The sequence below is a fragment of the Pseudomonas sp. yb_2 genome, assembly GCF_043103905.1.
GTDB lineage: Bacteria > Pseudomonadota > Gammaproteobacteria > Pseudomonadales > Pseudomonadaceae > Aquipseudomonas > Aquipseudomonas alloputida.
In genome coordinates, this window is sequence record NZ_JBICKH010000076.1 from 35,124 (window position 1) to 49,287 (window position 14,164).

Genomic DNA, 14,164 nt, shown 5'->3' on the forward strand with positions numbered 1-14,164 from the left:
ACCAAGCGGTCACATTTAAGCACTTCATCGGCGAAATGCCTAAGGCAACAGGTCTTCAAGGCGGCCATGCAGCCGCTGCGGCAGGTTTTCCTGAATTTCGATCAGCGCCCGCTGGATGGCACTCTGAAACCCCTGCACGCCCGCCGAGCCATGACTCTTGATGACGATACCCTGTAGCCCCAGAAAGCTCGCCCCATTATGCCGCGCCGGCGCCAGGTCAGCCTGCAGACGCTTGAGCAGCGGTATGGCAACGGCCCCGGCAACGCGGGCAAAAGCACCGCCCTTGAACAGTTTTTCGATGCGCGCACCGATCATCGTCGCCAAGCCCTCGCTGGACTTGAGCAGTATGTTGCCGACAAAACCGTCGCACACCACCACGTCTGCCTCACCCCGGTACAGGCCATCCCCTTCGACGAAACCGACATAGTTGAGGCCGCGGGCGCTCTGCAACAGCGTGGCAGCCAGCTTGACCTGCTGGTTACCCTTGATGTCCTCGGTACCGATGTTCAACAGCGCCACGCGTGGCCGATGCACACCCAGGGCCTGAGCGGCCACCGAGCCCATTACCGCGAACTGATAGAGGTTTTCGGCACTGCAGTCGACATTGGCGCCCAGATCGAGCAGTTGACAGTAACCTGTCTGGGTCGGGATCGCCGCCACCATGGCCGGCCGGTCGATACCCGGCAAGGTCTTGAGCACGAAGCGCGACAACGCCATCAGCGCCCCGGTATTGCCGGCACTGACACAGGCCTGGGCTTTTCCGTCGCGCACCAGTTCGAGGGCGATGCGCATCGACGAATCCGGCTTGCCGCGCAACGCCTGGGATGGCCGCTCGTCCATGCCGACTACCTCACTGGCGGCCACAACCTGCAGGCGCGCGCGATCCGCAGCTGGCAAGCCACTGATGAGATCTTCAAGGAGGGAGGGTTGACCGACGAGGGTCAGATGAAGCGAGGGGGTAGCCGAAAGGCAGGCAATGCTAGCCTGGACAATGCTGCGGGGACCGAAGTCCCCGCCCATTGCGTCGATCGCGATGACCTGAGCGGACAAGGATTACTCGTCAGCGCCCTTGTCGACCACTTTACGACCACGGTATACGCCTTCTGGCGAAACGTGGTGACGCAGGTGAACTTCACCGGTGGTTTTCTCTACCGACAGCGCGTTTTCCGACAGGGCGTCGTGCGAACGGCGCATGTCACGGGCAGAGCGGGATTTTTTGTTCTGCTGAACAGCCATAATTGATTAACTCCTAAACGTTTGGGTCACGCTTTAACTGCGCCAAAACACTGAACGGGTTGGACCGCGATACCTCGTCCTTGCTCGATTCGGGCTCGTCTGCGCCCGCCGGCTGCTGGCATTCTTCCGGATGATGAGCAGGCACGATTGGCAAGGCGAGCAAAAGCTCCTCCTCGACCAATGCCTGCAGATCCAAAGGATCTTCGCCCAGTTCCAGCACGTCATAGCCTTTCGGCAACGACTGGGTATTCGCACCCTCCTTCACCACGGCGTATGTACATTCGCTGTGGATCGGTAGGGTGACCAGCTCAAGACAACGCTGGCAAACCATCTTGACTTCGACGTCCAGCTCGCTGTGGATAACCACCACGTGCTGTTCATCTCGTTCAAAATCGAACTTCGCCTGCACCGTACCGACATTGTCGGAAAGCGGGTCGCAGAGTCTTTCCAAATCAGCGAGTTGCAGCGAACCGTTAAGGGTTACGCCACGATCGGCTAATTTGCGCGGGTCAACGTGAGGTGGAATCGGGTCATTCAACATAGGCGCAGCATTCTAGGGATGCCCCCCGCCCCTGTCAAAGGAAATTAGGCGGCATCGTGCGTGATAGAATTGGTTCAACCGAACCCGGAGTCTACCATGCTTCCTTTGTTACTGGCTTCCAGCTCTGCCTATCGCCGCGAACTGCTCGCACGCCTGCACCTGCCCTTCACCTGGGCAAGCCCCGATATAGACGAGCAACGCCTGGATGGCGAACCGCCCGTAGAGCTGGTGCGCCGGCTGGCCAGGCAAAAGGCCGAGGCATTGGCAGGCAGCCACCCCCGACACTTGATCATAGGCTCGGACCAGGTTGCGGTATTGGGCGAGCAGGTGCTGGGCAAGCCGCATACGTTCGAGCGCGCTTGCGAGCAACTGCTGGAGTGTAGCGGGCAGCAGGTGAGCTTTCTTACCGGGCTGGCACTGCTGAACAGCGCCACCGGGCAATGCCAGGTGGATTGCGTGCCTTTTACCGTCACGCTGCGCGAATTGAGCCGCGAGCGCGTGGAGCGCTACGTCGCGACGGAACAGCCGCTGGATTGCGCAGGGAGCTTCAAGGCGGAGGGGTTGGGGGTGAGCCTGTTCCAGAGCACCCACGGGTGCGATGCAACCAGCCTGATCGGGCTGCCACTGATTCGGCTGGTGGATATGCTGACCAAGGAAGGGGTTGTGGTTCCGTAGTCCGACTTGAGGCTTTTGGCGCCTATGAGATCGAGCGCCGCCCGCGCGGCGCATCGCGAGCAAGCTCGCTCCTACATTTGTTTCGGGCCAATTATGCCTGTGGGATTTGGGCGCGAACGCTTTGGCGCATGGCGCGACATCGCGCCGTACAAACAAGGCGGTCGCGTGCGCCTGACACAGGATGGATTGGCCCGAAACAAATGTAGGAGCGAGCTTGCTCGCGATGCGCCGCGCGGGCGGCGCTCGATCTCACAAACACCACAAAACGTGCGACAGGGCGTTCAACGCAACTGCGGCCCCTGGAACCCCATCCACATCGCCAGGTGCTCAGCCACGCTGGCACCCACGCGCTTGGAGAAGCGATCGAAAGGCGACTCCTGAACGGTGAAGTCAACCAACTCCTTCTCGCCCACGATCTCACGCGCCACATAGCTGGCACTGCCCAAGCCATCCACCAGCCCCAGCGCCTTGGCCTGCTCACCCGACCAGATCAGGCCGCTGAACAACTCCGGGTGCTCCTTATCCTTCAGGCGCTCACCCCGCCCCTGCTTGACCATGGCGATGAACTGCCGGTGCGTGGTATCCAGCACACCCTGCCAGAAACGGGTCTCTTCTGGTTTTTCCGGCGAAAACGGATCAAGGAACGCCTTGTGCTCACCCGATGTATAGGCACGGCGCTCGACCCCTAGCTTCTCCATGGTGCCAACAAAGCCATAACCCGCCGCCGTCACCCCAATGGACCCCACCAGACTGGCCTTGTCGGCATAGATCTCGTCTGCCGCACTGGCGATGTAATAGGCACCGGAAGCACCAAGATCAGCGATCACCGCATACAGCTTGATGGCGGGATATTCGGCACGCAGGCGACGGATTTCGTCATACACGTAACCCGCCTGCACCGGGCTGCCACCCGGGCTGTTGATGCGCATCACCACAGCCTTGGTCTTGTCGTCCTTGAACGCTTCGCGCAGGCTCTTGACGATGTTATCGGCGCTGGCAGCCTCCTGATCGGCAATCACCCCGCGCACCTCGACCAGCGCGGTATGGCTGGCACTGCGCGAAGCGGCCTTGTCCATGTCCATCAGCGGCGAGAACAACGCCAGAATGCCGAACAGGTAGACGAAGGTCAGCAGCTTGAAGAAGATCCCCCAGCGCCGCGACCGTCGCTGCTCCTGCACGCTGGCCAGCAAGGTCTTTTCCAGCAGCTTCCAGCTGTTGCGCTCTTCGCGCTCCCCGGGCTCGGCCTCAGGGGCTTTCCATTCGTCTGCCATGCTTACCTACCTTGGAAGTGGAATTGCGGAACCACCCAGCCACTCGCGCAACTGGGAAAAGTGATCGATGCATACCTGCGGGCCAAACTCGGCCAGCGCCTGCAGCGACATGGCACCATAGCCAACCGCCACCGAATGCATGCCGGCATTGCTGGCCATCTGCAGGTCGAATGCCGAATCTCCGACCATCAGCGCACGCGACGGTTCGACGCCACAATGCCCGAGGATTTCCTCAAGCATCAGCGGGTGTGGCTTGCCACGGGTCTCGTCAGCGGCGCGGGTGATATCGAAGAACCGCTCCCAGCCATTGGCCTTGAGCACCCGATCCAGCCCGCGACGGGCCTTGCCGGTGGCCACCGCCAGGCGGTAACCCTCGGCGCGGAAGGCATCCAGCGACTCGACCACGCCATCGAACAACGGCGAAGGTTGCTGATCCAGCGCAACGTAGACATCGGCATAGTGCTGGCGGAAGCTGGCAACCTCTGCAGGCGCCAGGTGCGGGTACAGGGTGTGGATCGCCTCGTCCAAGGCCAGACCGATGATACCCTTGACCGCAGCGTCGCTGCTCTGCGCCTCGCCGGCACGCTCTGCGGCGACATTCATGGCCTCGACGATACGCCCAATGGAATCGGCCAGGGTGCCGTCCCAGTCGAAGATCAGTAGCTCATAGCCTTTTTTCATGGATCAGGGCGCACTCAGACGTTCAACGGTTTTCGCCCAGACCTCATCCACAGGCGCCTCGAGCTTCAATTCACCGCCGTCCGGCAGCGGTACAGTCAACGCGTAGGCATGCAGGAACAGGCGTTTGCCGCCCAACTCGCGAATTTCCCGGCTGAAGTCTTCGTCGCCGTATTTGCTGTCGCCAGCGATCATGTGCCCGGCATGCAGGGTGTGCACGCGGATCTGATGGGTACGACCGGTGATCGGGCGCGCCTCGACGATGGTGGCAAAGTCACCAAAACGGCGCAGGACGCGAAACAGGGTCAGCGCCTCCTTGCCTTCCTCGTTCACTTCGACCATGCGCTCGCCGGAACGCAGGTTGCTCTTGAGCAACGGCGCGTTGACCTGCTTTTTCGAGGTTGGCCAATGGCCGCGCACCAGCGCCATGTAGCGCTTATCGACACCATCACCGCGCAGGGCGGCATGCAGGTGACGCAGCATGCTGCGCTTCTTGGCGATCATCAACAGACCAGACGTGTCGCGATCCAGGCGGTGCACCAGCTCCAGCTCCTTGGCGTCCGGGCGCAACTGGCGCAGCGCCTCGATCACCCCGAAGCTCAGGCCACTGCCGCCGTGCACGGCGATGCCGGCCGGCTTGTTCATCACGATAAGCGCTTTGTCCTCGTAGACAATGGCGGCTTCCAGACGCTGCAGCAGGCCTTGGGCCACCGGAGCCGGTTCGTCTCGTTCCGGCAAGCGGACGGGCGGGACCCGCACGATGTCGCCGGCCTGGATCTTGTACTCCGGCTTGACGCGGCCCTTGTTGACCCTCACCTCACCCTTGCGCAGGATGCGGTAGACCAGTGTCTTGGGCACGCCCTTGAGGGCCGTGATGAGGAAATTATCGATGCGTTGGCCGGCAAGCTCCGGCGCGACTTCGATCAGCTGAACGCCGGAAGTCGGAGGGGTATTGGTCGTCATTACGGGATCATAACAATTTTTTATGGAATTGAAGCACTTAATCATTGCTGCTATAGTCGCGAACGCCGCCAAAAGCGGCAGGCCAGCGGCACCAGGCTCTTTGCCGGTCCCTGACCTTCGCAATTCTCCAGGACGCGAGGCCGTCCTACGGGGTTTTCGCCAGTTTACCGAAATGCCTGGAATCGCCACCAGCGCCGTGTAGAGAAGACCGAAAAAAAACGACAAGTGCGGTGTTTCACCTGCTTACCCGATTCTTTTCGCTGCACCTCTGCCCGCGAGTCGCTTCCACGCATCGCCCGGCGAATGCTTCGGAAATACCTGCCTTGGACATGAATGGCGCCAGCGCAGAACCAGCGCTGGCGAAAAATGCAACCCGTTGCGGATTCAGCGCGCGGCAGCACCCGAATTATCAGGGATACGTGCAGGGTGGAGATGCACAGCCCTCGGACCGTGTAGCACCGCGTCCGGCCACCAGCCCACTGACGGCTGGTGAGCGGATAAGGTCCTGAACAGATGCCCTCCGGGCGTCCACGGCTGACGGTTGATTCCTCCTCCTGACTGAGTGCACAAGGCCCGCTTGGTTGATTCGGATACCTATTCGAAGCCACCGGGGCCTTGTTGGCACCGCAGCAAACAGGACGCGTCGTCGCGACAACGGCAGGCTGGGCAACCGGCTGGTGCCGAACGTCGCTCGACACGGGGGTGGCCCGGCCACCCTTTGCGCACCTTGGCACCGACCATGAGACGTCGTGTGTGCCGAACGCCGTTTCCGGCAGCCCGGAAACCGACGGTACAACATGAAAAGAATGCTGATTAACGCGACTCAACCCGAAGAGTTGCGTGTAGCCCTGGTGGACGGCCAACGTCTCTACGACCTGGACATCGAGTCCGGCGCGCGCGAGCAGAAAAAGGCCAACATCTACAAAGGCAAGATCACCCGCATCGAACCCAGCCTCGAAGCCGCCTTCGTCGACTTCGGCTCCGAACGTCACGGCTTCCTGCCGCTGAAAGAAATCTCCCGCGAGTACTTCAAGAAGGCCCCGGAAGGCCGGGTCAACATCAAGGAAGTGCTCAGCGAAGGCCAGGAAGTCATCGTTCAGGTCGAGAAGGAAGAGCGCGGCAACAAAGGCGCCGCCCTCACCACCTTCATCAGCCTGGCCGGCCGCTACCTGGTGCTGATGCCCAACAACCCGCGTGCCGGTGGCATCTCCCGCCGCATCGAAGGCGAAGAGCGCAACGAACTGCGCGAAGCCCTGAACGGCCTGACCGTACCGGGCGACATGGGCCTGATCGTGCGCACCGCCGGCCTTGGCCGCAGCAGCGAAGAAATGCAGTGGGACCTGGACTACCTGCTGCAGCTGTGGACCGCCATCAAGGAAGCGTCCCTGGACCGCGCCGCGCCATTCCTGATCTACCAGGAAAGCAACGTCATCATCCGCGCCATCCGCGACTACCTGCGTCAGGACATCGGCGAAGTACTGATCGACAGCATCGACGCCCAGGAAGAAGCGCTGACCTTCATCCGCCAGGTGATGCCGCAGTACGCCAGCAAGGTCAAGCTGTACGAAGACAGCGTACCGCTGTTCAACCGCTTCCAGATCGAAAGCCAGATCGAGACCGCCTTCCAGCGCGTGGTCGACCTGCCGTCCGGCGGTTCGATCGTGATCGACCCGACCGAAGCCCTGGTGTCGATCGACATCAACTCGGCGCGCGCCACCAAAGGCAGCGACATCGAAGAAACCGCCCTGCAGACCAACCTGGAAGCGGCCGAGGAAATCGCCCGCCAGCTGCGCCTGCGTGACATCGGCGGCCTGATCGTCATCGACTTCATCGACATGACCCCGGCGAAGAACCAGCGCGCTGTTGAAGAGCGCGTGCGTGAATGCCTGGAAGCCGACCGCGCCCGCGTGCAGGTTGGCCGCATCTCGCGCTTCGGCCTGCTGGAAATGTCCCGTCAGCGTCTACGCCCATCGCTGGGCGAAAGCAGCGGCATCGTCTGCCCACGCTGCTCCGGCACCGGCATCATCCGTGACGTCGAATCGCTGTCGCTGGCCATCCTGCGCCTGATCGAAGAAGAAGCCCTGAAGGACCGCACCGCTGAAGTGCGTGCTCAAGTGCCGATCCCGGTAGCCGCGTTCCTGCTGAACGAAAAGCGTAACTCGATCACCAAGATCGAGCTGCGCACCCGTGCGCGCATCATCATCCTGCCGAACGACCACCTGGAAACCCCTCACTTCGAAGTCCAGCGCCTGCGCGACGACAACCCTGAAGTGCTGAACAACCAGTCCAGCTACGAAATCGCCGCCGCCGAAGCCGAAGAAGCGCCGCAACCGACCGCCACCCGCACCCTGGTACGCCAGGAAGCCGCAGTGAAAACGGCCCCGGCCCGCGCCAACGCACCGGTACCGGCCGCCGCTGAAGAGCCCCAGGCTGCCGCGCCGGTCGCCCCTGCCCCGAGCGCTCCGGAGCCAAGCCTGTTCAAAGGCCTGGTGAAGTCGCTGGTGAGCCTGTTCGCCGGCAAGGACGAGCCTGCCGCCGCGCCAGTGGTGCCCGCCGCCGAAAAACCGGCTGCCGAGCGCAGCCCGCGCAACGAAGAACGCCGCAACGGCCGCCAGCAAAGCCGCAACCGCAACGGCCGCCGCGACGAAGAACGCAAGCCGCGTGAAGAGCGTGCCGAGCGCGCACCGCGTGAAGAGCGTGCACCGCGCGAGGAACGCGCCCCACGCGAAGAGCGTGCACCGCGCGAGGAACGTGCCCCACGTGAAGAGCGTGCACCGCGTGAAGAACGTGCGCCGCGCCAGCCACGCGAAGACCGCCGTGGCAACCGCGGCGAAGAGCGCGTTCGCGAACTGCGCGAGCCGCTGGACGCTACCCCGCCAGCCGAACGCGAAGAGCGCCAGCCGCGTGAAGAACGTGTAGCCCGCGAAGAGCGAGCGCCACGTGAAGAGCGCGCACCGCGTGAAGAGCGTGCTCCACGTGAAGAACGCGCACCGCGTGAAGAGCGTGCCCCACGTGAAGAACGGGCCCCACGTGAAGAACGCGCCCCTCGCGAAGAACGTGCTCCACGTGAAGAACGCGCACCGCGCGAAGAGCGTGCTCCACGCGAAGAACGCGCCCCGCGCCCACCACGCGAAGAGCGCCAACCACGCGCTGCCGAAGAAGCAACCGAACAGGCAGCCGAGCTGGCCGAAGAGCAACTGCCAGGCGAAGAGCTGCTGCAAGACGAGCAGGAAGGCACCGATGGCGAGCGCCCGCGCCGCCGCTCCCGTGGCCAGCGTCGTCGCAGCAACCGTCGTGAGCGTCAGCGCAATGCCAACGGCGAGCTGATCGACGGCAGTGAAGAAGAAGGCAGCGAAGAGCAGCCACAACAGCACCAGGCCACCGAGCTGGGTGCCGAACTGGCTGCCGGCCTTGCCGTGACGGCTGCTGTCGCCAGCAGCAACATCAGCTCCGACGCAGAAGCCCAGGCCAACCAGCAGGCCGAGCGTGCTACCGCCGAAGTCGCTGCCGTTGCAGAAACCGACAACAGCGAAGCCGCCCAACCGGTCGAGCAGGTCGAAGCGGCCACCAAAGCTGAAGAAGCGTCCGTGGCCCCAGCGGTCGAGCAGCCGGTCACCGAGCCAGTGGCCGCAGCCGAGGCAACTGCCGAGCCTGTGGTCGAAGTGGCCCCGCAGCCTGTCGCTGAAGATGCACCTGCTGTTGAGCCGGTCGTGGTTGCAGAAACCGCGGTCACTGAAACCCCGGCAGAAGCCCCAGTGGTAGAAGCCGGTGAAATCGAACAGGCCCCGGCCGTGGTCGAAGTCGCTCCGGTTGCCGCACAGCCTGCCCCGGTTGTCGAAGCCCAGCCAGAAGTGGTGGCCGAGCCTGCACCTGCGGTGGTCGAACCTGCACCTGCAGTGGTCGAACCTGCCACTGTCATGCTGGCCAACGGCCGTGCACCGAACGACCCACGTGAAGTGCGTCGCCGCAAGCGGGAGGCCGAGGCTGCTGCCAAAGCGGCACAGGAAGCTGCTGCAGCTTCCCAGGAACCAGCCCTGGAAGCCGCCGATGAGCACAAACCTCATCACGGCTGATAGCCAAAGCTGAATGAAAAAGCCCCGCCAGTGCAAACTGGCGGGGCTTTTTTTGGTTTGCCTGACGGGCCTCTTCGCGGGTAAACCCGCTCCTACGGGCGTTCACAGCCGGCAAATCAGTAAAGATTAGGCTCCATCTCCAGCTCAACCCCAAACCGCTCGAAGATATCCGCCTGAATCTTGCACGCCAGCGCTTGCATCTGCGCCCCGCTCGCCTGGCCATAGTTGACCAGCACCAGCGACTGCAAGCGATGCACGCCAGCATCACCCTCACGATGACCCTTCCAGCCCGCCTGCTCAATCAACCAGCCCGCCGCCAGTTTCACCTGACCATCAGCCTGTGGGTATGCCACGACACCGGGATACTGCGCACGAATTCGCTCGACCAGATCAGCCGTTACCACCGGGTTCTTGAAGAAGCTCCCGGCATTGCCCAGCTCTGCCGGATCTGGCAGCTTCTCGCGGCGAATGCTGCAGATTGCATCACTGATCGCTTGCGCGGTGAGCTCGGTCACACCCCGCTCAGACAGGCGTTGGCGCACCGGGCCGTAATCCAGATGAGCGTGCAGGGTGCGGGTCAGGGCAAAGCGCACACGCAGGATCAACCAGCGGCCAGGGTTGCGCTTGAAAAGGCTGTCACGATAGCCGAAAGCACATTCCGCCAAACTGAAGTCACGCAGCGCGCCCGTCTCACGGTCCAGGGCTGTCAGCCCGGCGAACACGTCCTTGATCTCCACCCCGTATGCGCCCACGTTCTGCATCGGCGCAGCACCGACGGTGCCGGGGATCAGGCTGAGGTTCTCCAGCCCGCAATAGCCCTGCGCCAGCGTCCACTGCACAAAAGCGTGCCACGGCTCACCGGCCTCGGCCTCGACCACGATACGCTCGCCATCGTCACTGAGCACACGCCGACCGCGGCTGGCCATGTGCAGCACCAGTGCATCGATATCGCGGGTCAGCAGCAGGTTGCTGCCACCCCCGATCACCAGTACCGGCAGGCCCCTTTGCTGTGCCTGGCCCAATGCCTGGCGCACCTGCTGGTCGTCCTGCACCTGACTGAAATAGCGCGCCTTCACGTCGATGCCGAAGGTATTGTACGGCTTGAGCGATACCTGCTCCTGCCACTGCACTGTCATAGACGCCCCTTGATTTCCAGTACCAGCGCCTGGCAAGCCGCTTCCACCAGATCCAGCACCTGCTCGAAGCCGTCGGCGCCACCGTAGTAAGGGTCTGGCACTTCATCCAGGGCTGCACCGTAGCGGCGCAGGAACAGGTCGAGTTCACCCACTGCCGTGGACGGGCGCAAGGCGCGCAAATCGCGCAGGTTGTGCTCATCCATGGCCAACACCAGGTCGTATTCGGCGAAGTGCGATGCCTTGACCTGTTGGGCGCGTTGCTGCGACAGATCATAACCACGCGCCAGCGCCGCCTTGCAGGTGCGGCTGTCTGGCGCCTTGCCGACATGCCAATCGCCGGTGCCGGCAGAAGCCACCTGCACCTTGTCAGCGAGCCCGGCGGCGTGCAATTGATGGCGCAGCACGCCTTCGGCGGTGGGCGAGCGGCAGATGTTGCCCAGGCACACGAACAGGACGCGCATCAGGCCTCCAGCAAGCGCCGTACGCGCTCCAGATCCTCTGGGGTGTCGACACCCACGGCAGGCGCCTCGATGGCGTCCTCGATGTGAATGCGTACGCCGTGCCACAGGGCACGCAGCTGCTCCAGCGCTTCAGCCTGCTCGAGCCAGCATGGGCCCCAGCTGACGAAGTCGTGCAGGAAGCCGACACGGTAGGCGTACATGCCAATATGACGGCGATAGGGCACCCCTTCCGGCAGCACGTCGCGGGCCTTGGCAAAGGTATCGCGGGCCCAGGGCAGCGGCGCTCGGCTGAACGTCAGGGCCAGGCCGTTCTTGTCACTCACCACCTTGACCGCGTTCGGGTTGAACACGGTTTCCGGCTCATGGATCGGCTCGGCCAGGGTGGCGATACCGGCTTCCGGATGCGCAGCCAGGTTGGCCGCCACCTGGTCGATGATCACCGGCGGGATCAGCGGCTCGTCGCCCTGCACGTTGACCACAATGGCGTCAGCCGGCAACCCTAGGTACGCGGCCACTTCGGCCAGGCGGTCAGTGCCCGATTCATGATCGGCACGGGTCATCATCACTTCAGCACCGAAGGCCTGGCAGGCTTCGAGGATGCTGGTGTCGTCGGTGGCGATGACCACACGGCTGGCACCGCTCTTGCGGGCCTGCTCCCACACATGTTGCACCATCGGCTTGCCGGCAATCAGCAGCAGCGGTTTGCCTGGCAGGCGGGTGGAGCGCAGCCGGGCGGGGATTACTACCGTAAATTCCAGGCTCATTTGTCAAGACGCTCGTCGTCGGTCAGGGTGCGTGCCTCGCTTTCCAGCATGACCGGGATACCGTCGCGAATCGGGTAGGCCAGGCCAGCGCCTTTGCTGATCAGCTCGGTCTTGTCGGCGCTCAGCTTGAGCGGGCCCTTGGTGATCGGGCAGGCCAGGATATCAAGCAGTTTGGTGTCCATTGGAGGCTTCCTTTAGGCCAGGTGGCCGGAAATAGAAAACGGGCTCAGGGTTTGCGCAACAAGCGTTGCAGCTGGTTGTCGAACCAGGCGCTGAAAGCCGGCGTAGGCTGCGCTTCGACGGCCAGGTACCACCAGTCGTCAGCGGCAAAGGCCCGGCATTTCACCGCGTCCTTCTCGGTCATGACCAGCGGCAGTGGCGGGCTGAAGGCCAGGCTCCGGGCACTGAACTGCGCATGGTCGGCGAAGGGATGCGGCACCGGCTGCCAGTTTAGCCCCAGCAGGGTGTTGAAGAAACGTTGCGGGTTGCCGATACCGGCCACCGCATGCAGGCGCTGGCCGGCGGGGAAATGGTCGAGCGCACGGCGCTCGCCAGTGCGCACGTTGACCAGGGCCGACGGCTGCAGGCAGAAACCGAAACCATCGGTGCGGTCTTCGCTGGCGCCGTTGAACAGCACCGCGTCAGCCTCACGCAAGCGGTCGGCCGGCTCACGCAACGGCCCCGCCGGCAGGCAGCGGCCATTGCCCAGGCCGCGGGCAGCGTCGATCAGCACCAGTTCCAGGTCACGGGCCAGGCGGTAATGCTGCATACCGTCGTCGCACAGGATCAGGTCTAGGAGTTCGCTTGCCAGCAATGCCTGCACGGCACGGGAGCGATCGGGGTCGATCATCAGTGGCACGCCGGTGCGTTGCACGATCAGCAGCGGCTCGTCGCCCGCCTGATCGGCCGCCTGATCGGCCTGCACCCGCCAAGGCAGCTGTGGAGGCTTGGCACCATAACCGCGGCTGACCACACCCACCTTCAGCCCCTGCCGGCGACAGTGTTCGATCAGCCAGAGGATCATCGGCGTCTTGCCGGTGCCACCGACGGTGATGTTGCCCACCACAATGACCGGTACCGGTGCCCGGTAGCTGGCACTGTCACCCCTTAGAAAACGTGCCCGCTTGCGCGTGACCACGCGGCGATACAAGGCCTCCAGCGGACGCAGCAGCGCCAGCGCCGGATGCCCGGCATACCAGGCAGCGAGCAAGCGATCGGCGAAAGCCATCAAGGCGTGCCCTGGGCCGCCTCGACGGTGGTCATGCGCAACTGGCTGAAACCGAGCTTGCCGGCAGCATCCATTGCGGTGACCACAGCCTGATGCGGGGTCTTGCCGTCGGCGCTGATGGCCAGCGGCAACTTGTTGTCGCCGCCCGACTCGCGCTCTATGGCCTCGCTCAGGGTGGCCAGGTCGCTTTTGGGCAGCAGGTGGTTGTTCACCGAATACACGCCTTCGGCGCTGATGGTGATTTCCACCAGCTTGCCCGGGTCGGCCGGCGCCGGCTCGGCGCTGGTGGCTTCGGGCAGCTCGACGCGAAGTTGCGTTTCGCGGGTGAAGGTGGTGGTAACCACGAAGAACAGCAGCAGGACGAACACCACGTCGATCAGCGACGCCAGGTTGATGTCGACGTTCTCCCGCTGGCGATTGCGCCGGAACTTCACGCCTTGCCTCCGGCCACTTCCACTTCACGGTCACCCTGGATCACTTCCACCAGCTTGATCGCCTCCTGCTCCATGCCGATCACCAGTTCATCGATGCGGCGCAGCAGGAAACGGTGGAAGAACACTGCCGGAATACCGACCATCAGGCCAGCCGCAGTGGTGACCAGGGCCTTGGAGATACCACTGGCCAGCACGGCGGCGTTGGCGGTCATCTGCGAGCCCATGAAGGCGCTGAAAATGTCGATCATGCCTAGCACGGTGCCCAGCAGACCCAGCAGAGGCGCCATGGCGGCGATGGTGCCGAGGGTGCTGATGTAGCGCTCCAGTTCATGGATGACGCGCGAGGCTGCCTCCTCGATGCACTCTTTCATGATCTCCCGACCGTGACGCGAATTGGCCAGGCCCGCCGCGAGGATTTCACCCAGTGGCGAATCGGCACGCAGGGCCTTGAGCTTGTCACTGGTCAGTTGCTTGTCCTTGATCCACATCCATACCTGGCCCAGCAGGTGCGGCGGGGTGACGCGACTGGCGCGCAAGGTCCACAGGCGTTCGACGACGATAGCCATGGCAGCGATGGAGCTCAGAATGATCGGCAGCATCATCCAACCACCGGACTTGACCAATTCCCACACAATAAACGCCCCTTCGGAAAAAGGCCGCCACTCTACCATAGGCGCGCCGAGGGCTCATCTGCCGAAGGTCAG

At 63.3% G+C, this 14,164-nt stretch carries 15 protein-coding genes; 2 read left to right on the forward strand and 13 right to left on the reverse strand.

Annotated elements, in window-relative coordinates; genetic code table 11:
- Window positions 1-39: 39 nt before the first annotated feature.
- From plsX to ACF8FB_RS20220, 3 genes are read right to left on the reverse strand one after another with little or no spacing between them, the layout of a single operon-like run.
- Window positions 40-1,050: a phosphate acyltransferase PlsX gene (plsX, locus tag ACF8FB_RS20210; RefSeq protein WP_392511755.1), complete on the reverse strand. Its 1,011-nt coding sequence runs from the start codon at window positions 1,048-1,050 to the stop codon at window positions 40-42.
- A gap of 3 nt (window positions 1,051-1,053) precedes the next feature.
- Entirely contained in the window at window positions 1,054-1,236 is a 183-nt protein-coding gene (rpmF, locus tag ACF8FB_RS20215) for a 50S ribosomal protein L32 (protein ID WP_003247154.1), read from the reverse strand.
- A 13-nt stretch (window positions 1,237-1,249) separates the two neighbouring features.
- Window positions 1,250-1,777 (reverse strand): YceD family protein, encoded by a 528-nt coding sequence (locus ACF8FB_RS20220; RefSeq protein ID WP_010952934.1) that lies wholly within the window; start codon window positions 1,775-1,777, stop codon window positions 1,250-1,252.
- Between the two features lie 96 nt (window positions 1,778-1,873).
- Here ACF8FB_RS20220 and ACF8FB_RS20225 point away from each other — a divergent pair, with 96 nt between their 5' ends.
- A complete protein-coding gene (locus tag ACF8FB_RS20225) occupies window positions 1,874-2,452 on the forward strand; it encodes a Maf family protein (RefSeq protein ID WP_392510326.1) in 579 nt (192 codons plus the stop codon).
- Between the two features lie 281 nt (window positions 2,453-2,733).
- Here the strand turns inward: ACF8FB_RS20225 and ACF8FB_RS20230 are convergent, their stop codons facing one another.
- From ACF8FB_RS20230 to rluC, 3 genes are read right to left on the reverse strand one after another with little or no spacing between them, the layout of a single operon-like run.
- On the reverse strand, window positions 2,734-3,723 hold the full coding sequence (locus tag ACF8FB_RS20230) for a S49 family peptidase (RefSeq protein ID WP_010952932.1): 990 nt from the start codon (window positions 3,721-3,723) through the stop codon (window positions 2,734-2,736).
- A 6-nt stretch (window positions 3,724-3,729) separates the two neighbouring features.
- Window positions 3,730-4,404, reverse strand: coding sequence for an HAD family hydrolase (locus ACF8FB_RS20235; RefSeq protein ID WP_010952931.1), 675 nt, complete (start codon window positions 4,402-4,404; stop codon window positions 3,730-3,732).
- Window positions 4,405-4,407: 3 nt separating this feature from the next.
- Window positions 4,408-5,364 (reverse strand): 23S rRNA pseudouridine(955/2504/2580) synthase RluC, encoded by a 957-nt coding sequence (gene rluC, locus ACF8FB_RS20240; RefSeq protein WP_049586857.1) that lies wholly within the window; start codon window positions 5,362-5,364, stop codon window positions 4,408-4,410.
- Window positions 5,365-6,161: 797 nt separating this feature from the next.
- On the opposite strand from rluC, the gene rne reads away from it, so the two are divergent.
- Window positions 6,162-9,437, forward strand: a complete 3,276-nt coding sequence (gene rne / locus ACF8FB_RS20245) for a ribonuclease E (RefSeq protein ID WP_392511756.1) — start codon at window positions 6,162-6,164, stop codon at window positions 9,435-9,437.
- Between the two features lie 116 nt (window positions 9,438-9,553).
- Here the strand turns inward: rne and murB are convergent, their stop codons facing one another.
- The 7 genes from murB to ACF8FB_RS20280 are packed head-to-tail and all read right to left on the reverse strand — an operon-like array spanning window position 9,554 to window position 14,092.
- The gene (gene murB / locus ACF8FB_RS20250) at window positions 9,554-10,573 is read right to left on the reverse strand and encodes a UDP-N-acetylmuramate dehydrogenase (RefSeq protein ID WP_392510328.1); all 1,020 of its coding nucleotides are present in this window, start codon (window positions 10,571-10,573) and stop codon (window positions 9,554-9,556) included.
- Window positions 10,570-11,034, reverse strand: a complete 465-nt coding sequence (locus ACF8FB_RS20255; protein WP_004575950.1) for a low molecular weight protein-tyrosine-phosphatase — start codon at window positions 11,032-11,034, stop codon at window positions 10,570-10,572. The genes murB and ACF8FB_RS20255 overlap by 4 nt, the downstream gene beginning before the upstream one ends.
- On the reverse strand, window positions 11,034-11,798 hold the full coding sequence (gene kdsB / locus ACF8FB_RS20260; protein ID WP_010952928.1) for a 3-deoxy-manno-octulosonate cytidylyltransferase: 765 nt from the start codon (window positions 11,796-11,798) through the stop codon (window positions 11,034-11,036). The genes ACF8FB_RS20255 and kdsB overlap by 1 nt, the downstream gene beginning before the upstream one ends.
- Window positions 11,795-11,980 (reverse strand): Trm112 family protein, encoded by a 186-nt coding sequence (locus ACF8FB_RS20265; RefSeq protein ID WP_003247142.1) that lies wholly within the window; start codon window positions 11,978-11,980, stop codon window positions 11,795-11,797. The genes kdsB and ACF8FB_RS20265 overlap by 4 nt, the downstream gene beginning before the upstream one ends.
- Before the next feature lie 44 nt (window positions 11,981-12,024).
- On the reverse strand, window positions 12,025-13,026 hold the full coding sequence (gene lpxK, locus ACF8FB_RS20270; RefSeq protein WP_049586866.1) for a tetraacyldisaccharide 4'-kinase: 1,002 nt from the start codon (window positions 13,024-13,026) through the stop codon (window positions 12,025-12,027).
- The gene (locus ACF8FB_RS20275; protein WP_010952926.1) at window positions 13,026-13,460 is read right to left on the reverse strand and encodes a biopolymer transporter ExbD; all 435 of its coding nucleotides are present in this window, start codon (window positions 13,458-13,460) and stop codon (window positions 13,026-13,028) included. The genes lpxK and ACF8FB_RS20275 overlap by 1 nt, the downstream gene beginning before the upstream one ends.
- A complete protein-coding gene (locus tag ACF8FB_RS20280; protein ID WP_026031862.1) occupies window positions 13,457-14,092 on the reverse strand; it encodes a MotA/TolQ/ExbB proton channel family protein in 636 nt (211 codons plus the stop codon). Before ACF8FB_RS20280 ends, ACF8FB_RS20275 begins: the two co-directional genes overlap by 4 nt.
- Window positions 14,093-14,164 lie beyond the last annotated feature (72 nt).